The sequence below is a fragment of the Psychrosphaera algicola genome (assembly GCF_028401425.1).
In the GTDB taxonomy this organism is placed as follows: domain Bacteria; phylum Pseudomonadota; class Gammaproteobacteria; order Enterobacterales; family Alteromonadaceae; genus Psychrosphaera; species Psychrosphaera algicola.
This window is the reverse complement of sequence record NZ_JAQOMS010000002.1, coordinates 3,313,435-3,336,210: the sequence shown is the minus strand read 5'-3', so window position 1 is coordinate 3,336,210 and position 22,776 is coordinate 3,313,435. Positions and strand designations below refer to the sequence as shown.

General features: G+C 39.7%; 17 protein-coding genes and 4 pseudogenes. 8 read left to right on the top strand and 13 right to left on the bottom strand.

The window, feature by feature from the left end:
• Window positions 1-196 precede the first annotated feature (196 nt).
• From PN838_RS18300 to gmtY, 10 genes and pseudogenes are all read right to left on the bottom strand, one after another.
• On the bottom strand, window positions 197-562 hold the full coding sequence (locus tag PN838_RS18300; protein ID WP_272181564.1) for a hypothetical protein: 366 nt from the start codon (window positions 560-562) through the stop codon (window positions 197-199).
• Window positions 484-660 (bottom strand): SpvB/TcaC N-terminal domain-containing protein, encoded by a 177-nt coding sequence (locus tag PN838_RS27545; RefSeq protein WP_370661053.1) that lies wholly within the window; start codon window positions 658-660, stop codon window positions 484-486. Before PN838_RS27545 ends, PN838_RS18300 begins: the two co-directional genes overlap by 79 nt.
• Window positions 661-730: 70 nt before the next feature.
• The gene (locus PN838_RS18295) at window positions 731-1,201 is read right to left on the bottom strand and encodes a hypothetical protein (protein WP_272181563.1); all 471 of its coding nucleotides are present in this window, start codon (window positions 1,199-1,201) and stop codon (window positions 731-733) included.
• 24 nt (window positions 1,202-1,225) lie between these two features.
• Complete coding sequence (locus tag PN838_RS18290; protein WP_272181562.1) at window positions 1,226-1,765, bottom strand: hypothetical protein; 540 nt, start codon at window positions 1,763-1,765, stop codon at window positions 1,226-1,228.
• 26 nt (window positions 1,766-1,791) lie between these two features.
• Window positions 1,792-2,861: pseudogene (locus PN838_RS18285) on the bottom strand (alpha-amylase family glycosyl hydrolase).
• Between the two features lie 57 nt (window positions 2,862-2,918).
• Window positions 2,919-3,098, bottom strand: coding sequence for a hypothetical protein (locus tag PN838_RS18280; RefSeq protein WP_272181561.1), 180 nt, complete (start codon window positions 3,096-3,098; stop codon window positions 2,919-2,921).
• A gap of 1,050 nt (window positions 3,099-4,148) precedes the next feature.
• On the bottom strand, window positions 4,149-4,751 hold the full coding sequence (gmtX, locus tag PN838_RS18275) for a gamma-mobile-trio protein GmtX (RefSeq protein ID WP_272181560.1): 603 nt from the start codon (window positions 4,749-4,751) through the stop codon (window positions 4,149-4,151).
• Window positions 4,741-5,619 carry a hypothetical protein gene (locus tag PN838_RS18270; protein ID WP_272181559.1) on the bottom strand — a complete coding sequence of 293 codons (879 nt, stop codon included), beginning with the start codon at window positions 5,617-5,619 and terminating at the stop codon, window positions 4,741-4,743. Before PN838_RS18270 ends, gmtX begins: the two co-directional genes overlap by 11 nt.
• A gap of 469 nt (window positions 5,620-6,088) precedes the next feature.
• A pseudogene (locus tag PN838_RS18260) lies at window positions 6,089-7,371 on the bottom strand (VPA1269 family protein).
• 438 nt (window positions 7,372-7,809) lie between these two features.
• A complete protein-coding gene (gene gmtY, locus PN838_RS18255) occupies window positions 7,810-8,793 on the bottom strand; it encodes a gamma-mobile-trio recombinase GmtY (RefSeq protein WP_272181558.1) in 984 nt (327 codons plus the stop codon).
• A 108-nt stretch (window positions 8,794-8,901) separates the two neighbouring features.
• Between gmtY and PN838_RS18250 the strand changes: the two are divergent.
• The 4 genes and pseudogenes from PN838_RS18250 to PN838_RS18235 form a co-directional block, all read left to right on the top strand.
• Window positions 8,902-9,241 (top strand): annotated as a pseudogene (locus PN838_RS18250) (GreA/GreB family elongation factor); the annotation flags it as partial.
• 99 nt (window positions 9,242-9,340) lie between these two features.
• Window positions 9,341-11,678: pseudogene (locus PN838_RS18245) on the top strand (Tex family protein).
• 378 nt (window positions 11,679-12,056) lie between these two features.
• On the top strand, window positions 12,057-13,004 hold the full coding sequence (locus PN838_RS18240) for an SRPBCC family protein (RefSeq protein ID WP_215962537.1): 948 nt from the start codon (window positions 12,057-12,059) through the stop codon (window positions 13,002-13,004).
• A 326-nt stretch (window positions 13,005-13,330) separates the two neighbouring features.
• Window positions 13,331-13,936, top strand: coding sequence for a transporter substrate-binding domain-containing protein (locus PN838_RS18235; protein WP_441295805.1), 606 nt, complete (start codon window positions 13,331-13,333; stop codon window positions 13,934-13,936).
• A 182-nt stretch (window positions 13,937-14,118) separates the two neighbouring features.
• Here PN838_RS18235 and PN838_RS18230 read toward each other — a convergent pair whose 3' ends face one another.
• From PN838_RS18230 to PN838_RS18220, 3 genes are all read right to left on the bottom strand, one after another.
• Complete coding sequence (locus tag PN838_RS18230) at window positions 14,119-14,520, bottom strand: hypothetical protein (RefSeq protein ID WP_215962539.1); 402 nt, start codon at window positions 14,518-14,520, stop codon at window positions 14,119-14,121.
• Between the two features lie 371 nt (window positions 14,521-14,891).
• Window positions 14,892-18,110, bottom strand: coding sequence for a S8 family serine peptidase (locus PN838_RS18225; RefSeq protein WP_272181557.1), 3,219 nt, complete (start codon window positions 18,108-18,110; stop codon window positions 14,892-14,894).
• A 41-nt stretch (window positions 18,111-18,151) separates the two neighbouring features.
• The gene (locus PN838_RS18220) at window positions 18,152-20,143 is read right to left on the bottom strand and encodes a S8 family serine peptidase (RefSeq protein WP_272181556.1); all 1,992 of its coding nucleotides are present in this window, start codon (window positions 20,141-20,143) and stop codon (window positions 18,152-18,154) included.
• A gap of 197 nt (window positions 20,144-20,340) precedes the next feature.
• Between PN838_RS18220 and PN838_RS18215 the strand changes: the two genes are divergently transcribed.
• The 4 genes from PN838_RS18215 to PN838_RS18200 all read left to right on the top strand — a co-directional run bounded on the left by PN838_RS18215 (window position 20,341) and on the right by PN838_RS18200 (window position 22,738).
• Window positions 20,341-21,168, top strand: a complete 828-nt coding sequence (locus PN838_RS18215) for a MipA/OmpV family protein (protein WP_272181555.1) — start codon at window positions 20,341-20,343, stop codon at window positions 21,166-21,168.
• Window positions 21,156-21,527, top strand: coding sequence for a DUF3019 domain-containing protein (locus PN838_RS18210; protein ID WP_215962542.1), 372 nt, complete (start codon window positions 21,156-21,158; stop codon window positions 21,525-21,527). The genes PN838_RS18215 and PN838_RS18210 overlap by 13 nt, the downstream gene beginning before the upstream one ends.
• Window positions 21,527-22,144 (top strand): response regulator transcription factor, encoded by a 618-nt coding sequence (locus PN838_RS18205; protein ID WP_272181554.1) that lies wholly within the window; start codon window positions 21,527-21,529, stop codon window positions 22,142-22,144. The genes PN838_RS18210 and PN838_RS18205 overlap by 1 nt, the downstream gene beginning before the upstream one ends.
• Before the next feature lie 66 nt (window positions 22,145-22,210).
• The gene (locus PN838_RS18200; RefSeq protein WP_272181553.1) at window positions 22,211-22,738 is read left to right on the top strand and encodes a hypothetical protein; all 528 of its coding nucleotides are present in this window, start codon (window positions 22,211-22,213) and stop codon (window positions 22,736-22,738) included.
• Window positions 22,739-22,776: the final 38 nt, after the last annotated feature.

Below are 22,776 nucleotides of genomic sequence, written 5' to 3'. Positions count from 1 at the left end.
CTTCCTTTTGGCCCGTATCCTTTGAAGCCCTTATCATAATCCTCGTATTCAAATTCAACTCGTGCAAAAGGTTGGGAGTAGCTGACTGGAACCGTATTACCTGCATAATCAATACTATCAAGGTAAAAGGTCCCGCTCTGAGTGTCTTTGTCGTAGTTAAATAAAATGTAATTGTTTTTAGAATCAACGATCGCTTTTATTGCATAACTTTTTGCAATACTGCCATCAGCATAGCCGCTATAGGCTCAACAAATGCATCAGACGTGTCTTGGATGACATTTCCATGTATGTTTTGAAGATACAGCCCTGACACCTCACCATAATAATGAGTTTCGCCTGCTTTATTTTCTACGGTAAAATATTCAGGTCCAGAAGATGACGAGCCGCCGTGAGCTGTAATAATAGACTGGTCGTCGACCGATTTAATATAAGTGGCTCCACCTCTTAGATGGGTACCAGAATTATGAAGAAGTCTCTGACCATCTAGGCATAGTCGGTCTCCACTATCGTACTGAAGTCCGCGAACATGGTCTTCGCCATCAAAAACTTGTTTTGTGGACATCTCGATATAGCGGATGTCGCGCCAATTGACCAGCCGATACCCATAGGGCCGTCGGATTTATTTGAACTTGAATAATTTAAAGATACTTGCGGTTGCACTCCCGCACGGCTAGGGGCCAGACTCAGGGGAATGGAATAGGTTGCGGCTCCAGACTCATCAACTCTAAAACTACTCTGGCGTTAGGCCAATCGTTTCATCATTTGCACCATAACTAATGTCAGGATCATGACCTGAGGCGCCAAAGCCACTATTAATTGAACTTTCGATAACCAAAACGGTTGCACTGCCTGCCACCAACATAGATTTAGCGCTGCCAGAGCAAGAGCGATATTTGACGTCATACCGGTATGTAGCTTCGTCCCTATCATAAATGTCGACATACTTTTGAGAGGTTGACGATATATTCAATTGTCTTTGATATGACCCATTTTTATATTCTTTTACTTCATAAGCATTACCATTACAACTTGAAGATGTGGAGCTCGCAGTGTTGGTCCATGTAACTTTAAAATCACCTGTTGGGTCTGTTGCTGGAGCAGACACACTCGCGTACACATTTGATGCCATCAATGTTAGGACTGAGATACAAACACGTAATGATATATCTATAACTTTTAGTTTTCCCTTGAATATATTCACGCTTACATTCCTTTTGTTAATTCTTTAAATACTGCCGTAACACCTATGTTCTAACCAGAATTCGGTATTAGGTTCAAATAATTGGTTGCTAATTAAATCTACGTATTTCGCATTTTGATTTTGTGGTATTTGGACTTTCATTTTCTTTATTGGGGATAGATTCGTTACAACGAACCGAGTTCCCGATTGATTTTTGTATTTTACCCACCACAATTTTGGCTCACCCTTTAATATTTCATACTCTTGAATATCAGTGAGAACCTCATCGGTAGACTTTAGCAAAAGCATTTTACGATACGTGTCCAAAATGGAGCCATTGTATTCTTGAGCTAAGACGCTAGTCTGATGAAATAAAGCGGAATATTCACCACTCCAATCCGGTGAAGATTTTTTCCAAGGAAACCATTTATGTTCATCCAACCAAAATTGACCATCTGATGAAAAGCCAAGTTCTGATGTGTCGTCCCAAGGCATAATCGCTCGTTGCAACTCATGTTCATTACCTAGGACCTGCTGCAGTCCAATCTCCTCACCGTAGTAAACAACGTTCGCAAAAGGGCTCAAGAGGGTTAAGCTCGCGATCATTTTTTCTATATTGAATGATGTGAGATCAGGAGATCTAAAACGCGCCAAATCATGACTGTTAACAAAAACGTAAAACGCTTTGCCGAGAGGCTGATTATCCCAGAGGAAGTCATATAGTTTTTTACGTCTGCCTGAGTCTTTCTATCGAATTTGTTGAGTAAACGTTCGTTGAACATGGACTCCTCAAACAATCCTCTGATTGCGCCACTAAATTCAAAATTAAACAACGCATCAAATGCGTCTTCACCTTCAAAATAGGCAACCGACTCTTCCAACGACGCGTAAGTTTCGCCAATAATAAAAGTGTCAGGGTTTAGAGATTTAACATGGGCGTTTAATTCTCTAATAAAAGCCATATTTGACGCAGTATCTGCCTGAAGTGGATTAGGGCCTTCTTCAACTAAGTGCCTAGCCGCATCAATCCGAAAGCCGTCTACAGACTTCCCAACCCAAAAAGCGAAAACTCTTTTAATTTCTTCAACTACGCTTTTACTCTTAAAATTTAAGTCTGGACTGGCAAAACCAAAAAGACCGTAATAATAACCACTTCGTTTATCTTTCGTGTGCCATGTCGCCGTAGCCGGGCTGTCTTCATCCCAAGGAAACCCATGGTCTTGTGGCAGGGTCTCCATCCATCGATAGTAGTCTTCATAAGGCGTCGTTTTATTTATGGAGCTTTGGAACCATGGATGTTGGTCGGAAGTGTGGTTAATAGGGATATCCAAAATAACCTTTATCGAATTTTTATGACAAAGCGATATTAGGTCCTCTAACGCTTGCATATCGCCATAGGTTGAATTCACCGAATAAAAATCTGTTACATCATAACCATGGTAGGAAGGAGAGGAAAAACTGGGCTCAGTAGTATTGATTTTACATTTAGCGATTTAATGTAATCAAATTTTTCTATTATCCCTCTGATGTCGCCACTGCCGTCATTATTGCTATCGAAGAATGAGCGAACCCAAATCTGATATACTGGCGCAACGACTACTTGTTCATTTTTAGCTGAAACATTGTCTTGCTCTATAAGTGCTTGAACATGTAACTCTTTTTCAGGCGTACAACCCGACAATAAGCAAAAAAGGCAAATTTAAATATAATACGCATAAAATGAAGGCTTAAATTACGATTAGTATGCAAATTGCAATTTAATGTCAGCTAGACAGTTACCGGCATCAAATACGATGTTGGCTTTTCCACGACCGAATACAATGGGGTGCGCCGCAATCGTCGCATAAACCGCATTGTCAGTCGTGCCTAGCACTTCGATAAAGGAATTTACGGCGTCGGTATTTGGATTTATTTTCAAGCCGTCATTATCAAATTTGTATTTTGCGGAAAGAACTACTTCCCCAGAATATTTACATTCGCCAAAAGCAGTATTTTGTTTGACTTTAAATTTAAGTTTGTTCTCTTTCTTTGCATGCGAAAGATTTGAAAAAAGATGATAAACAAGATCAAGAATAACGAAGGTTTCATGTAGTGATATCCCTATGCTAATTAGTATTTAAAATACAAGCCAATAATCGCAACCAAATTTTGATCAATAATCCTATGTTACATTACATCACTTTTAAAATGAATACGTATGCAGGTATTGACTTAGCGGGAGAGTTAGCAAAAGCCCTATCAAGCAATTCCTATAATTTAGAGTTCTAACCTGCTGCAGCCTTTAACGTTAACCAACGTAAGTGTTGTCCCGACAACATTTAACTTAGCTCGATATTTAAAAAGTTGGAAGTAAGCTGTTTATGCTCTTTGCAAAAATAGACAATCGTTAAGCCGCTGGCTTACTGTTGCTTAATCACCAATCACCAATCACCAATCACCAATCACCAAGTATTCTTCGCTTCATAATACCTCCAGTAAAAGCTGAATATATTTTTAAATGATTGAAGTCGAACTGCTAGGCGGCGTTGTTCTGACGGTTATAGTTGTTCGGGGAAGACCATAATGGTTTTCCGAGATTACCATCCCACTGACTTATGCACTTAACAGCTAATAAATGATTTTGTGCAATCCGAGAATTTCTACTTCTTCTTTGACTTTTACATACATCGCCTAATCTGAAGTGTCAAAATAAATCTGAAATATAATTGTCTTTTCAGAGTCATACATATGATATTGAGCACTATTATGGACTCTCTACTTTTGAATTTTTTGATTTGAATTTTAGATTCTGTATTGTATTGGTTAACTGATTAGTCAGTACTACATAAATATTATCAACAATAGTATTGTAATGGTTTAGTTACAGGATCGGGAAAATAGTAGACGAATAACTCGCCCCTGTAACATAACCCGGTTTTCTAACCCAATAGTTTCCGTCAACACAATCCAAAAATGATTTTGGTAACGTTCACAAATACCTCAATGCTTTCTTTATTGCATCAATAGTTGCTGGTTTAAATAAAGCTTTTCCATTTTCATCTACTAATTCACCATATTCTGTCTCGCTGAGATGCCACTTATTTTTAAAAGAGTCGGACAAAATGTAATTTAGGGCTCGTCTTTCAACTTGGGTTAGCTTGCTGTATTCATCGATAGGTTCGTTATGATCAAATACGTTGATTACGGTTTCAGGCGGAACTATTTCGTTTAACTTATGTTTAGTCGAAGCCAGTTCTGCTGCCAACATTTGAGTTAGCAACCTGTGCTTTGGGTTATCAATCTCATCTATCCAACTTTCTTTTCTATTAACTTTGAGTTTAGGGCCTCTATTGTCGGAAAAACATTGAATTAACGCACGATACTTTTCACCAGATTTATTGCGAATACTCTGAGCCTTGGGAACGCCACGGTTTTTACCAAGGCGAGATATGGTCGCTATAGAAAAGTCGTAAAGCCCGTGTTTAGCTTGTTCTACACAAACTTGATAGATAGCATCAAGCGTTTCCTGCACCTTATTACTAGCGTCTTGTTTTAATTTTTTTAATACTAATTCTGGCGTGTTATTGTTCATTTTTGAGTAACTTATTACGAGTAATTAATTCAATTTCAGATGGTGATATACGTTCTTCGTCCTGAAGGTCCACAAGTGTTATTCTGCCTTCGACTAGGTCATTAACTTTTTCCCATGATTTTAGACGACTATATAGCAGTTGAACCATTTGATTTCCCGCTTCTAACTGTAACTTTTCAGGCATTAAGAACAAGGAAGGTGCGATATTATTTAAGGTAGCCATTTTATCTAGTAACTGAGTTCTCGGGGTGACCGCTAATGAGGCGGATGCGGATTCGTAAATAGTCGCGTTTTCACAAACTTCATTAAGTTGTTGTAGTTTAGAGGTATCCTCTATCTCTATTTGTAGTTCGGCATTTGGCTGTTTTATTAGAGATAAGCTCGTTTCTCCAGAATTTATTTCTTGCGACGCGGCTGTTTGCGATTGTTTAATAAGTTTAAATATTGATTGTAAGTCGCAAAGAAATAAGTCCATCTTTTTTGATGCGGCTTCATTTTCAGATTCAAGTTTCCTCAGCTCAATTTCAATAAGATTTCGTGGAGCATAATCAAAAGTGGTATTGTTTAATGAACATTTATATTCTTCTTTATCATAGGCAGCAAGTTTTTCTTCTTTCAAATTAATTTGACTTAATAAGTCAGTACATTGGTGTGATTGGTAGTTCGCTTGCAATAAAACTTCATTCGCTAATGAAATCAAACCACCTAAAAAAGCCGGCCCAGTAATAAAGTGGCGACATCTAACACAGTTTTGCATACCAAGATAGCCATAAGGGGCAGGAGCTCTAGCTTGAGTAGCGCCTATCATTTCTCCGCCGTCTTCACAACGACTGGCGCTGTATGGGCAGACCCCGTAATCACGAAACATAAAGTTTCCTGCGGGAGTGTCATTAGTCAATGAAGCGAGTAGTTCGGAGTTATTAGCAATAAGTTGGTTTTTAACTTGTTCTATTTTATTTTGTTCAATTAGTGATTGGGTAGCATTCGCTTTTTCTTTTAGTGCTATTTTTCTCCTTTTTCAAGGCGGCTTCTGATCTCTTGTTGAGTTATTTTGCAGTAGTAGATTGACATTACAATCGAAGAGTGGCCTGCTATTTTCATAACTACTTCTACAGGCAAGCCCATTTTCATAAGATAGGCCGTAATTAAGCTAACTCTCATCGAGTGAGGTGTATATTTCGATTTATAGTGGCTTAAGGTATTTGGGTTTTTACTTAATGAAGCAAGTTCAAAGCTTTTGGGTTGTATATGGTATAAAGCGGCAGCGAGCCTAGCAGTTAAGGCTGAACTGACATGGGCAGGCTCAACATCGTTAAAGGCCCTAAATAGAAAACAATTCAGGCCTTTTCGCTTTTTTGAATTTCATTTAAATTTGTTCTTTTACAATTCATCCACGGAGTAGGCTGATTTATCGGGTTGTAGTTTTGTTGCCATTTTCTTAGTTTGACCAACCAGTACGGTAACTTTTCGTGTATCCATGGGATTGAATAACCTTCACCTCTATTTGAGGTTTTATTTGTTGTGATATACATGCCTAATTGATTATCAGGAAATTTACTAATAAATGATTGGTTTTTAGTCATTCCTGAAAAAGAGGCTTTATTTGTTTTCCATATGATTCTGCCCTTCTCGTCTAGATCGGCAATATATTCGTCTGCTTCACCAGAGTCATTATAAGCGATTTGTCGGCCCCTCAGAGGCACTGTAGCTAGGGTATAAGTATGTAACCAACTAATAGGAACCCATAAATACATAGTGCCACCAATTTCTTTAAACACACAATCAGGGTCTTTGAGATTGATGAAGGACCTTGGCACTTTGTGCCAATCGGCATCAAATTGTTGAATATGTTTCAAATCACGAAAATGTTTGGCTGACTCAGGAAACATCCATAACTGGGCTTTTTTACGAAACTATATTGAAGACAAGGCTTCGTTGTCTCTGCTCTAATTGGCGAAGTTACACTTTGATTGCTTAACAATAATGAAATAGGGTTTTTAGTATTTTGAACTCGGAATATTTCACCTGTTTCCGGATCCTCTTCTGTTAACTTATTTTGGATGACATATTCAAGAAATTCATTCGCATATCGAATAACGCTTCGGCGCATATTGTCAGTGTTTAATTTTTCAAGCTCTAACTTGAGAGGTTTAATATTTTGCTTCTCTTTGGTCAGAAATGCCTCGGGGGACAAGCTTTTATCATATTTTTCAATGAATAGCCTCACAAAGCGACATAGGTAATTTACTTTTGTTGAAGCCCCTAGAGCTTCTTTCATAAATTCTTCTATCCGCTCTGCCCATAAGATAAAGTCCTTATTTATAAACTTAGGCTTATAAGGCTCTTCTTTCCCCAAAAATTGAAACCAGTTAATCCATTCGGTTGCGTATACCCCTTGCGGGTCTAGTGGCATACGTTTATCACCAATGTCTCTAACATACGCTTTATAAGAAGCTTGTGATGTTATTTTGAGTGGATGGAGTATTGCTATAATTTCCTTATAACTGTAAGGCACAGGAATATCTAATAGATCATAATAACTAACCCAATCATCAGCAAACGTTCGCTCTGGATGAGCTGGTAAACCTGGAATAGTTTTATAACGGCTGCGATAATCCATTGAGTTTTTAATTCCGTAATATTCACATATTGCTTTTACATCAGCTAAACATTTCGGCTCATTTGGTAAAGCTAAGCTTTCAGATTTTTCTTATAAGCCATTATTTAATACCACGTAAGTAATTTCTAACATCTTCTGCGGTTGGTTGAATATACACAATACAAGATAAAGGGCTTTTGTGGTGCATCGCTTTTTGTATTTCGATTTGAGTTAAACCTTGCTTTCTGAGGCGATATCCATAGGCATGCCGATGCCCATGTTCGGTTGTACCATTTTCTTTTTTGTGAATGAGCCCAATTCTTTGTACCGCATTTTTATGAAGCCTTTGGTAGTTCTTTATGGTTTCTGGCTCGCCAATACTGTTTGTAAATGCGAAAGGGTGGAAGTTATTGCTAGGTGGTTCGACTCGTTGGTGCTTTAAATACAGAGCCCAGATTGTTAAAAACTCTCGAGCCTTTTCAACAGGGCTAAAAGTGACTTCAAAAAATATTTTTTACTAGTTAATAAAGGAGCTTTCCAACCCGAATATAGCCTCTCAGTTAATCTATATTGGGTTCGAGGTTTATAATTCGTCGTTTGCTGCAAATATTCTTGCCTATTAGCGAAGTCAGAGTCGGGTGATACACCATATTCAGGATGAAAAACTCTGACTAGTGCCTCATCTTTATAAACAGGGTGTAAGGAAATGTCACTTACATATAAATGAAAAACTTCACTTTTTCGTAATCCTCCAAAATGCATCAACATGGTGATTGCCTGCGATTTATAGTCTATCTTGTTTCTAACAACAAAACCGTGCACTAAGAGCTTTTCTATTTTCTCTTCTGGGAACTTTATTGCTTTTTCTTGATTGACATGAGGAGTAACTAAACCATTTATTTCTCGAACTTTTTGGTTTGCTATAAGAGCGTCACTTTTTGAAGATAGATGATTTAGAAATACATTTGTTTGCTTTTGATAATAAGCACACCAATTGAGTCGCTGTTCAAAAGAATTGGCCTTTCTAAACGGATTAATTCTCGATGTTTCGTAACCATCTTGTTGAGCTAAATAATCCGTGTAAGCCGTTATGTGATATAAAATGTTGTTAGCATCGGTAATACTTCGCCCTTTCCAATATAAACCTGACGGATCTACTAGATTTTCGTAATCGATTGTTCCTGTAGTTAGGCTGCGAGTAAATTCCCTCAAAAGCTTTGTTGTCTTATCAAAGTGAAATTGACAAGCATTTATATAATTAATGAGCAATGATACAGAAAAAACAGAACGTTCCTTCCAAGACTGACTTTTGTAGTAATTTTGGGCCAAATACCTCAAGTGAGATATTATGACACCAGTATCAGTGAATAGGCCTAAGAGCTCAAACTCTTTACCAATCTCAGTGCTATGATATTTAACTTTTACTTTATGAACAAACGACATATAACAAATAGTATAAGAATAATGGTGTTTACAATTAAGTATAGAAAGGAAATTCGATATAACTAGTACAAATTAATATTTATAGTATATTTTTTACTGGGGTTCTAATATAAAGAAAACAAAAGACTTCTGAGACAAATCGACCGTCGTATAAGGTATTTGCGCAAATGCCTCGAAGAGCTAAAGGTTATCGATTATTCGCCAGAACAAGAAGGCAAAGCCTTTTTTGGGGCATTGGTTCAAATCGAAAACGAACAACAAGAAACCCTTACTTTTCGTATTGTCGGCCCCGATGAAATTTACGGTCGAATGGACTACATTTCCATCGACTCGCCAATGGCAAAGGCAATCTTAAAATGCGAAGTAGATGATGAGTTTTTGTGCAAACCCCAAGCGGAAAAAAACCTGGTTTGTTAACTCTATTAGCTACCCCGCAAAACCTAAATAAATGCTTTTCGCACTAAATTTTTAGTTACCGTTTAAAAAGAGCAAATGAACCACCATAAAAGGAGATCATTTTGCTGAATTCAAACCTTGGAAGTGAACTATGTCAGCCAATCAAATAATTCAAATCATCGCAAGCGAGTTAACTGCGCGCCCTGAGCAAGTTTTAGCGGCAGTTAAACTGTTAGACGAAGGTTCTACTGTGCCATTTATCGCACGTTACCGTAAAGAAGCCACAGGCGGCTTAGACGATACCCAATTAAGAAACCTAGATACCCGACTTAGCTATCTGCGAGAACTCGAAGAACGCCGCGCTGTCATTTTAAAGTCGATTACCGAGCAAGATAAATTATCACCGGAGTTGGAAAAAGCCTTATTAAGTGCAGACAACAAGACCCGACTTGAAGATTTATATTTACCCTATAAACCTAAACGCCGTACTAAAGGTGAAATTGCCAAAGAACAAGGTTTAGAACCGCTTGCAGACAAGCTTTATAACGACCCTTCATTAGACCCAGAAGCAGAAGCGAGTCACTTTATCACTAATGATGTCGCTGATACCAAAGCGGCATTAGATGGTGCTAAATATATTTTGATGGAACGCTTTGCTGAGAACGCCGATCTGCTGAATAAAATTCGTCGTCACTTAAAACAAAATGCGTATCTAGAAGCTAAAGTCATTGCCGGTAAAGAAACCGAAGGGGCAAAGTTCAGAGACTATTTTGAACATTCAGAGCTCGCTGTTAAAACGCCATCTCACCGTCTTCTAGCCATGTTACGTGGTCGCAACGAAGGGGTTTTACAACTTACCTTGAATGCCGATCCTAGCTACGAAACACCGGTAAGAGAATCACAATGCGAAACCATTATTGCGCAGCACTTTGACTTAACATTCAATCAAAAAGCCGCCGACAAGTGGCTAAAATCGGTTGTTCAGTGGACGTGGAAAATAAAAATATCCATGTCGATGGAAAACGAACTTTTAACCGAGCTTAGGGAAAAAGCGGAACACGAAGCTATTCGCGTATTTGCTAAAAACTTACACGACTTATTAATGGCCGCCCCTGCGGGTGCAAAAACCACGATTGGCATCGACCCTGGTTTTCGTACCGGCTGTAAAATTGCCGTCATTGATAAAACAGGTAAATTGCTCGACACTGCTACGATTTACCCACATGAACCACAAAACCATTGGGAAAAGTCAAAGCGGACCATTGAACATTTAGCCCGTACTCACAAAGCTGAACTTATTGCCGTCGGTAACGGTACAGCATCTCGTGAAACGGACAAGCTAGCCGCCGATGTAATTACTGCGGCACCTGAACTTAAACTGACTAAAATTATGGTCAGTGAAGCTGGCGCGTCAGTTTATTCAGCAAGTGAATTTGCAGCAAATGAGTTTCCAGACTTAGACGTTTCTATTCGTGGTGCAGTTTCTATTGCTCGCAGACTACAAGACCCGCTAGCGGAGTTAGTGAAAATCGATCCTAAGTCAATTGGTGTTGGCCAATATCAACACGACGTAAGTCAAAGTGCCTTATCTAAAAGCCTAGATACTGTTGTTGAAGACTGTGTAAATGCCGTTGGTGTTGATTTAAATACGGCGTCAATCCCACTGTTGACTAAAGTTTCTGGCCTAAACAAAACCCTAGCGTCAAACATTGTTAAATTACGAGATCAAATAGGTGGTTTTAAAAACCGTACAGAACTTAAGAAAGTAGAACGTTTAGGGCCAAAAGCGTTCGAACAATGCGCAGGTTTTTTAAAAATTGCTAACGGCACAAATCCGCTAGATGCGTCATCGGTTCACCCTGAAGCTTACCCGGTGGTCACACGGATCATCGATCAAAATAGCAAAGCGGTAAATGATGTTTTAAACAACGCAGAGTTTTTAAAACGCCTTGAGCCTAAACAATACATTGATGAAAATTTTGGTTTACCGACCGTTGAAGACATCATAAAAGAGCTAGAAAAACCAGTGCCGTGATCCCCGTCCTGAGTTTAAAACGGCAACATTTAAAGAGGGTGTAGAGTCATTAAATGACCTAAAACCGAATATGACCCTTGAGGGCGTGGTGACTAACGTCACAAACTTTGGTGCATTTGTTGACATAGGTGTGCATCAAGACGGATTAGTTCATATTTCGTCATTGACTGACAAGTTTGTTGCTGACCCTTCCGAAGTCGTGAAAGCGGGTGACATAGTAAAAGTTAAAGTCATGGAAGTTGACGTTCAGCGAAAACGCATCAGTTTATCAATGCGGCTCGATGAACAAGCTAGCGCAAAACCGTCACAAGTTAAAAACAATGCGCCGAGTCGAGCGCCGAACAAAAAAGACAATCAACGACCACAGAAGTCTTCTGGTGGTGGCAATAAAAATGCAGGCAACGCTGCGATGGGCAATGCATTTGCCGATGCCTTTGCCAAATTGAAAAAATAGCCAGACCTTAATAATAGTCATCTTGTCTCTAACGTTATGTTAGGGACAAGTGGCTAACTTAATTTTTCAACAAAACACCACTAACTAATGCCCCGAAGTAAAACCCAATTATGACCATCTGTTGGATGCGTTTATAAGCTCCCGTACGACTAGCTAAACGTTCGTTGCTGACTTTGAAAAGAACGTCATCTCTCATAATAAAAGGTCTGCAATTAAATCTTCGTTTTCACCACCTTTCACTATCGCTAAATGAGTTACTCATTGTGCAAAGTGCTACAACGTAATAGAAACCAATCAAACCAGATAATCTTTATAAATAACATGCAATAACAAAAAATTTGCACTAATCTAAAAAAACAATTATTGGAGCAACGCCCTATGTTTTCTATCCCATTTGAATTAGACCGCACAATAGTTATCAATAAGCCCGTTGCGAGCGTATTTGATGTCCTGGGTGATTTTAATGACTGGGACAAATGGTCGCCGTGGATAATTCAAGAGCCCACATGCCCAATTAAGGTTGAAGGAAACAAAGGGGAATTAGGTCACAAGCAATCATGGAATGGCGAACGTATTGGCTCTGGAACTATAGAAATTATCAATAAAGAAGCGGATAAGAGTATCGAATTTGATCTGCATTTTATTTCACCATGGAAAAGCCATTCTAAAACCCAATTTCAATTTGAAACCATTACTGATGGCGAAGGTAATGACGCGACAAAAGTTACATGGGCCATGCAAGGTACACTGCCTTTCTTTATGTTTTTTATGAAAAAAATGATGTCGGTTTATGTTGGTGGCGATTATGAACGTGGTCTAAAAATGGCCAAAGAGTTTATTGAAACCGGCGTTGTTACATCCAAAGTCGACATCACCGGTGTAGTGCATAAAGATGGTTTTTATTATGCAGGCTGCGCCTGTACATTTGCCGCTAACAAGGTAAGTGAAGCCGTTGGTCCAGCTTTTGAAAAACTCCATGCTATGGACATACCACAACCCGACTTTGTAGCCACTATCGTCAACGAATTTGATTTAGTCAAAAACCAAGGCGATATGATAGCTGCCTTTGGCTATAAACAACGGCCAGACTTTACGCTGCCGCAAGGTATGGTAGAAGGTGAACAACCGCCACATAAAGCCTGTGAAGTGATCCATACTGGCAGTTATTACCATATTCCAAATGGCTGGGTTACTTTGATCAACTATATGCGGTTCGCTAAGTTAAAAAACAATAAAAAAGCAAAAGATTACGAAGTTTATTTAAACTCGCCAATCGAAACAGCGCCAAAAGATTTAAAAACAATGATGGTAACGCCAATTAAGTAAAATGGACGCTTTGTTAATGATATTTAGTCGGTGATATATAGGATCATTTAAAGACCGACATATGGCAATGTCATTGCTTTTTTTGTTAAAAACTTTGTTACAGTTTTGTACGTCAACCACCAGAGTAATAGAGTAAAGTTGCTATCTTTACTAATAACAATGGCAAGTAGTATTGAATTAGGGAGGAGCATGCTAAAACTTATCTTGATTATATTGACCAATACCTTGGTATTTAATGCGTTTGCGTTCGAACACAAAAAACCTTTTGATCTATTTACTTACATAGATAAGCCCCTTTTATTCTCGATCAAGAAAAAGAAATTGGTATGAGTTACGACTTAGCTCGTTCACTAGAAGCTTTTGCCCCAACGTATCATTTTCAGGTGGTTTATGTACCTAAAATTAGAGCACTCAAAATGCTCAACGAAAAAAGCGGTGCTTTGTTGTGGACCAACCCTCTTTGGGTAAACGATCGCAAAAAGTCAAAATATGATTGGATTAGCAATTTAATGCTTGATAGCGAACTCTACATAACCAATGATAAAGATTTAGTCTACAAAGATATTTCATCGCTCAATGGTAAAGTCATTGTTGGTGTCAGAGGGTATGTTTACGTAAATTTTGAAGACGGAGCTAGCCAACATAATTTCACTCGGTTTAATGTTAGACATGAATCCTTGGTCGCGGATATGTTATTAAAAAACCGAGCTGATGTTGGCATCATTGGGTTGCAATCATATTGGTTTATGAAACGAAACAACCCCGATATTTCAAAAAAGACTTATATTTTAAATGGCGACGGTACGCCTTTTTACAGAAGCATTCTTACCTCTAAAGCGAGCCCTGAGCTTAACAATATTATGGTCCGTTGGCTAAGGTCTGACCTAGGTAAAAAACAGTGGCAGGCTATTAAAAATAAGTGGTTACATTAATTCAAACTAAGTCTGCCAAATCAGTAATAACTGCAAGCATATCTAATAAAATGCAGACAAGTTCATATTTAATTGTCTCGTCGTTTTAGACATTCCTTAGCTTGTAAAATTAGTTGAACTTAAGCGATATTCAGAGTGTCCTGCCGAGTGCGGAGGAATTCCCCTCCACTAACTCCTTTACATTATCCAGATTTTTTACCTGACCTTGATAGTACCGTGGTGTGACTAGCCCCAGTAAAGGTAACAAACAAATCGGTTACATAGACATTATTAACATTGCTACCATCAATAAAACCACCCGATTTTACTTGCTTCAAAATATGGTGTTTCGCTGTCTCGACGCCATTGAGAGTTAACTCTTTTAACGTCAAATTACTCAAAGCCATAGCAATTATTTCTCTTGCGGCCAATGTATCTTCCGCCTGTCCAAATGGTGAATCTACGATAAGATGGATTGTCGCAGTAACTTTATGCGAGGAATCATTATGTGGGTTTATTTCTATATTATTGAAGCTTTCAATAGAGCTCGCATATGACACGCTAGAAACAAACATTAACACCACTAAAAACACTAAATTTTTCATACAAACCCTTGTAAATTAACACCCTATTTAAGTTAAACAAAACGCTGAACTAGTAGAAAAACTCTGTTGGCTAAGGAGTACAAATCGAGGAATGCTGATATTGGCGTATTAAGTTACCTTAAAAACATTCCTTGTTTGAACTCGCTACAACTGATATTCCCTATCGACAGTCACACCTCAATCAGAGGCACACATCTTGTTGTGTGATACTTTAGCGAGTTTGTCGCTATAGTCCAACGGTTTTTTGCTAACAAGTTTTGCAAAGTCACGATTTTTAAAACATGGCTGTGCGGAATACCTGATTAAGGATAAAAATCAGCAAAAAAAAGGTTTTCCAATTTGGAAAACCTTTGATTATCAAAACGAACGTTTTACTTAGTGCGTCTTCTAAACATAAGTAATGGTACTAATAACAAAGATAAAAATGCCATTGAGCCTCCTTTACTGTCTTTTTCTTGTTTAGCGACGGCATACTGGCAGCTATCGTTGCTTTCTGTTGCTTCAGCATCATAGTTAGTTGCTGTTGAGTCCATACAACCTAATACATGTGCCACACCATCAGAAACCACGGTTAACATAAAGGTCGAGTAACCCATGTCTGTAGGATTACTGCTGTCAGCAACTTTCACCATAACTTCAGTTTCACCATACCAGTTGGCTTCTGGGGTTATTGTAACCTTCGAACCAATTTGATGACCATGAACAACCGCGCTAATGTGTTCACCTTCAACTGATATCACGTTAGGGTTAATGTCAGAATCGACATAAGCGACAAGTAAATCAACTGAGCCGTTTTCATCAACTTCTAAGTCATTCATTTGAGGTACCGTTAAGTTACCAACAACTTCAACAGGTGACATTATAGAAACATCGCCCATTCCCGATACATGGCTTTGTAGTTCGATATCAAGCGCTTTGCCCGCTGCAAGTTCAGATACGCGTACTTGGAATGAAACATCAAACTGGCTCGCTTCAGGTCCTGTATAGTCGTAACAAACGGCCATGTTCTCTTGTAATTTAGAGCTCAAGTCGTTGTAAGCATAGTTAACCCCAATCTCTTCACCAAATGGAAAACCAAAGATATCAATTGGGCCGTAATTACCATGTAGACCAACCGAGCCGTAATCACCCACATCTGCGTAATCTAATCCACCGTATGCCATGATAATTTCAAACTGACCTGCACCAAAGCGATTACCATTATGTAGGATTAAATTAAATGTATAGCGGTCGTCACGTTCGCTGTCTGGCACGATATTTTCACCAAACCAACTTGCTTCAATACTTTCCGAGCGTGAATTTAACCACTCAATGATAATATCGTCTTGTTCACTCGCTTCGTCAATGGCATAGGCAACCATCATCCCAGACATTTTTGAAGGATCGCCATAGTCAATATTTAATGGCGTAGATAGTGCTTCAATGACTTGATTAAAGCCTGCGCCTAGTAACGTTTGACCTTTCCACAACACACCAATAAATGGCGCATAAGGGTTCATTAGATAAGGGAACGGTTGACTAACAGCGTGTTGACTTCCTGACCACGCATTATCAAATGAAACAAACCCTTGAGGTGACAAGTAAAGGTTTGAGTATTTACGGTATGACTCATTGTTAAACAAATTAATATGACCGTCTTCGCCCCAAAACTGACTTAACGGTAATTCAAATTGGTTACTAAACTCAGTCCAATCATCATTCCATGAACCAGCCCAATCGATAGAAGAACCACCAACTTCTGGTGTAAATCCGTAATTTTCGTAAAGGCCAACAAAACCTCTGTCATTGCTACCATAGTTAGGTACCTGACAAAGTTCATCTTCAACACTTGTTGTAACCTTATAAGAACGAGCCCAATTGGACGAATCAGGTTGTGTCCCGGTTAGTCGAATAACATTGCCATCCATAACTAACCCAGGTGCTAACTCAGGATAATTTACGTTAAGTGAGCCTTCTACCAACGTCACACCTTCTGGTAAAGATAAACTTAGATCAATATCTCTATCCATCCCAGTATTATTCGGTACGACATGGACACTAACGTCTAGCGTTTCACCACCACGAGCGCGGTTTTTATTGGTGATAGTAACGTCATCTGGGCCTCGCTCTAAGCGAAGTGGTACAAAGCCGTATGCATTAGAAACATTATTCGAGCCAATTTCAAATGCGCCGTAAGCTACGTCACCTTCGACTAAATCATCCAAATCCCATGATAGGTCTAGGCCAATTTTCGCTTCCGTATTTGCCGCAGGGCCCGTTACGCTCAAGTTATTTTGGTCCATCGGAACTACTGCCGTAGCTATGGAATAAGTATCTTTTAGTAAGTCTGGTGAAAATCCATACCACTCTTCAAAAAACTCAATGTCTTCAACAGCCCAGTCATACATATTGGCAGAGGTATTTGAGTAAACTACCCAATATTGACCGGCATTTGGTTTAGTTAAGCTACAGTAGTTTAATTCGATTTGAGTCGTTGACGAACAAACCCATTCGTTATCAAAATCTGGTAAACCATTACCGTCTGTATCGATACCAATATGAATTGCCAGTGAACCATTAACATTACCGACATTTTCCTGCACACTAGGTCCAGCTTCATGCCCCAACACTTCAACAACAAAACGCGCGGTGTTTTCAGGAATATCAATTAAATCAACTTTGTAATGCTCAGTACTTAGAACTTCATTGCCTTCCCAGTCGGTTGAAGGACCCGAATAGATAGGTTTGTGATTGTTGTCCTGCGGTAACGTAATTTCCGTAACATCCGCTTTCACCGGACCGTGACCAAGATAAGCAATATCACTTGTTACTGGCATTGGTAGGTTGGCAACATGGTATGCACCTTGGTCGCGGTTGACGGTAACATTTACGTTTTCAGGCATACCTTTGCGGTCAAAGTTAATTGATACTGGCCAGTGAGAATCTGGCGTAGTGGCGTTACTAGATGTTAGGTAAACGTTGTTCCATAACTCCAGACCTTCGTAATCACCCGAACCAGTAAGTCTCGTATCATACTGATATTGAACATCTTTAATATCAGCTTTAACAATAATACTTTGTGACTCACCCGCTTTTAAAGTGAATGTCGACGGGTAGAATTCCATTTTGGCGTTTTGTATATTTATTTCGCCTTCATAAAGTGACGTCCAACGGTCATAGACCCAATCGCCCTCGGTAATAGTCCATGTACCATCTTCGGTTGCCGTAACCGTTCTAAGCCACGAACAAACACCACCACGACAATTAGAATCCATTAATTGTGGTAAATTAAGTTGGCGTACATCACCACCTTCCACGGGATTAGCCAATTCAAAGTTTTCAACGGTTTCATCCATTATCAAACCGGCTTTGACTGCGGCCGCAACATCGATACGGCCCGAGCCTGCGCGATGTACGGTTGCCGGTAAACCTTCAGGTGCAATATCTGGTTCAACATTTCTACGAACCGTATTTTGCGACGTCATTTGCAATGCAGACTGCACTTCAGCTGCAGTCCAATCTGGGTTAGCTTGGCGTACTAATGCCATAGCACCAGCCACATGTGGGCTGGCCATCGAGGTACCACTGATAACCGTCCAGTCTTGCGACAAAGCTGAGTCAGGGTTTAATGGATGTTCATCCGCGTATGGCGCTAAAATATTAACACCTTAGGTGCCGAAATATTCGGCGACATGTGATGCTTAAAGGTTGTTGACGGCCCTAAGGAAGAAAAGCCAGCTAGAATATCAGCTGCCGAATCATCTTGGAAAACGTCCACTGAACCTGCGCTAATTGACATTTTGTGGTCTTCACCACCATCATTAATCCAACTAATTATGCTTTCACCGGTTGATCGTCCAACATGCAAACCTGGTAGTGGGAATGTATCGTCGATTAAACCGAGTTCTTGTTCTGTGCCTTCCCAATTATATAAATCGTTATATAAGATAAAGCCACCTGCGCCACCAGCCATAACATTGTAAGCTTTAGAAACGCGAGCATTTTCACCTCGTTTACAAATCACGATTTGGTCAGATGTAAATGTGCCTTCCGCAAATGGATTTAGACATAACTCGTCACCGTAATCCACAGCAACAACAGGGGTGCCATTTTCAATTCCAGTTGTGGAATATCCAGCAATACCATCTGGCCAATCAGCGTCTGGATTAACATCTATCCAAGGAACATTAAGACCACCACTTAAGGTCAAAATACTATTATTAACATCAATGACTCGGTCGTGGGTCGACGCCGCAACAACCATAGACCAAGGTGCTGAATGACTCAGGCTAGCAAAGTAAGTGTTGTTATCATCTCCACCGGCATTACCCGCAGAAACTGCGATGGATATACCCGCTTCGCGCGCCGCTAACATCGCAAGTTCAGTAGCGTCTTCCCACGGAAATGGTTCTCCCCCACCTATCGAGAAATTAATAACATCTACGCCATCTTCAATTGCCTGTTCAAGCGCTAATACTAATGCTTCTTCTGGACAGCCCGCTAATTCACATGCTTGGTACGAAATGATATTGGCATGGGGCGCAACACCTGATGTAGATGCAAAAGTATAACCTTTTTCCACCCCATCTCCGTCGCCTAACGATGCTGACAATAACGGTACGTTTTCAACGTAATTACCAGCCGCAGTCCCCGCAGTATGAGAGCCATGGCCTTGATAATCTTCACCGGTAGCAGGCGCTAAATCACCATATGTATCGGTAATAACAGGCCACGAATAGACACCAATTAACTTGTCGTTACATTGCACGGTTCCGTCGGCACAATCACCCAAATAAACGCCAGTGCCCAAAGGATTTGTGTGGTCATAACCATCACCACCGATGTCGGCAAACGCCACATGGTCACTATTAATTCCGGTATCGATAATACCAACGATGATGCCTTCACCTTTGTAACCAACATCTGTTGACGTTTGACCGGCCCACACTTTATCAGCACCGATAAATTGCGGCCCAGTGTCAGTATGTAACTGCAACATTCTTGAAGGTTGAACAAGTTTAACTTCCTTCATTTCCGCTAGATTTAACGCTTCGTTGTACGTTAGATTTAACGACATGCCGTTTAACGAACTAAAATAATCTGCACGGACTTTGTCGTCACCGCCTTTGGCTCTAACGTTATTAAGTACCAGTTGTTTTTTAGAAGTCAGATACGTTTTGTAGGCTTGTGTGCGGGTTTGCTGGATCTGATCTATTGTTTTAGCATTGGCTGCCGGACTGTTACTTCTTGCCCGTTTCACATTACCTTGCTTAGCCGTTAACTCATTTGCAATCGTACTACGCGCGGTTGCTGGCAAGCCTTTGATATTGCCGGTATAGGTGGCAATTGGTTGATCTTTCAGTTGGATAATGTACGCTCGTTTGCCATCATGAGGTTCTACCTGGGCAAATTTACTTTTAGCAGAGGCATTATTTATTAATTGATTTCTAGCCCCTAGCATTGTTTTAATTCTGTTTAGAGAATTTGGAACTGTGTGATTCCGTTTCTTTATTGTTGTTAAATCGACTTGTTGTATTACCCCATTTGCCGATGTTTTGTTTGATGGCGCTGCATCAACTGATGCTGCTAACCCCAAACCATAAAGCACCGACAAAGCAGTTATTGCTATTTTGCTATTTTTCACATTAACTCCGAAATTTATATACTATTTCTATAATATTTATTGGAATGAGCACCTTGGAGTTGCTCATTCGTTAAGCGGTTATAACGTGAATTTATTTTTAAAAGAGTGCAAAAGTGTACAGATCAATAATTAGCGATACTTTTATAGGGTTGGATTTGATATAAAATTGATAGAACTTATTTAGGTACCATTTTTTTATGAAAACGTTGCTCCACTTTGCCATTAGCTTAACAATGGTTATTTCTCTTGGCTTTTGTGTAAAAGCGGATGAGGAACAACTAAGTGCCAGTATTGCGATTGGTTATGGTTCATATTCTTCGATTATGGCCCACGGAAGCGAGCAAAATTTTTACTTGCTGCCTCGTTGGTCTTATTACCACAACAACTTCTATATTGAGAACCTAGATTTAGGTTATAACTTTGCCGAATTAAATGATTGGTCATTCGATTTAACCAGCAAACAGAGTTTTGATTCACTCTTGTTTCGCGGCGATTCGGTATCAGATGCATTATTAAGAGGGATAATGGCAAACCCCGATCTGCCTCTAAACGCCCCCTTTAATACACCGTTACAAGATTTACTAACACCACAAACTCGTCGTTCGAGCTACCTCGCAGGTGCCAGTGTATTTTGGCATTCTGAGCATTTTCAATTCAAATCAGCGATGCATACTGACATCACTTCGGTTCATAACGGGTATGAGTTTTCCAATGAATTACGAGGGCTATACCAAACAGAACATTTTTCCATCGCGACGACCGCGGGCATTCGTTATTTAGATAAGAAATACAGCGATTACTATTTTAGTGTAACCCATGCAGACACCACTGGTAGTTATCAATTTTTGCCCGGTGCGAGTTGGCTACCATCCTTTAAACTAGAAACGAGTTGGAAGCTCAATGAGGAACTCCGCATTTTGCTCCATGCGCGCCGAGAGTGGATGCCTTCAAATTTTGACGGCAGTATTCATATCGTTAAACAACATCACGATATTATGTTTATGGGATTAATATGGATGCCGTAGGCAAATTACTTTGTGTATTTATTACCCTCAATAGCCTTAAGTCTTTTAGTGCTGATGCGACTTTCGACGTACTGCCCAGAGTTTGCTTATATCAAACCGATCCCATCTGTAATGTCGATTTGACAATAAGTTGGCGACATAACAAAACCGCCTGCCTAAAAATATCCGGCCATGAACACCAAATCCAATGCGCTAAATCAGTAGAAAACATCCACCTCAGCATCCAACTTTACAGCGACACCACTATTCAATTAGTGGATGCCAAAACAAGCCAACAAGTCGACAGTCACACAATAAAACTACTAAGTGCAGAGCGCCCAGCTTTAAAAAAACGTCGGCTAAGCTGGAGTTTATTTTAATGAAACGTCATATTTTAATTTTAGAAGACGACCTTGAACTCGCTCGTTTGATAAAGGCCTATTTGCAAGACCAGGGGTTTATTGTGACTCACTTTAGTCAGGCCCATACGGCGCTAAAACAATTGCCCGAGCAACAATTTGACATGTTACTTTGCGACATTAATCTGCCGGGCAAAAATGGCTTCGAATTTGTACAAGAAGTCCGCGCAGAGTTTGCCGGCCCTATTTTATTTATGACAGCCCTGACTGACACAAAAAGCCAATTAAAAGGTTATGAGTTAGGGGCTGAGGACTATTTAGTTAAACCGATAAACCCCGAACTATTGCTGGCAAAAATAAATGTGTTTTTCAAATTGGATAGGCAAGTTAAACCCCAGCAAACTTTATTTCAAATGGGTAACCTGACGCTAGATACAAACTCTAAAACAAGTTACCTAAATGGCGAAAAGTTAAATCTAACCTCTGCTGAATTTAGGTTGTTAACCGCTTTACTGGCTCAGTTTGGACACGTAGTCAGTCGCGAATGGTTGTTTCAGCACCATCTTGGTCGTGAATACGACGGTATCGACCGCGCAATGGATGGCAGAGCATCTCGGCTTCGTAAAAACTGCAATTAATCGACCCGAGCTGGAATGTGATTACCGCCTAGGGTGAAGGATATTACTTGTCAAAGGATGATCACATTGAAGGTCAATAACCCTTTATTACGATTCTATTTCGCTTTAGCTATCACTTTGTTGTTGCTGATATTTAGTGTCGACCAAATTTTTGAATCAGCCCAAAGTGATCAACCGCCAGTAATTGACGCCGCACTTGTGTTGCAAAACGTTCAACAGCTTACAGCTAAAAATCGGCCGATTCGATGCGATGCGCAGTCAAAATCGTCATGTGACGGTGCTTTATTTGTTGAATATCCTGCTGAATACTGGGCCGGCGCATTACCAACAAATGAGCAGCCGCTATTTGAATTGACCGACAGCCAAGGCAAAAGAATGTTATGTCTTACCGACAATAGCGATAAGTTACTTTGCATTAACCGGATAGATTGGCCGGCGTCTGCTGAGTTTACTCTAGACCTTGTTTACTTATTTTACTTTTTGCTGTTCCTTATTCTATTTCTATTCAGTCGGTCATTATTCAACGACATTGAAATTTTACGCAACAGCGCCCTTGATGAGATCAAGTTTGGGAAGTTCCCAAGTTTAGCCTAAGTTCTCGTTCCTATTTACAACCTCTTGCGGAGTCACTG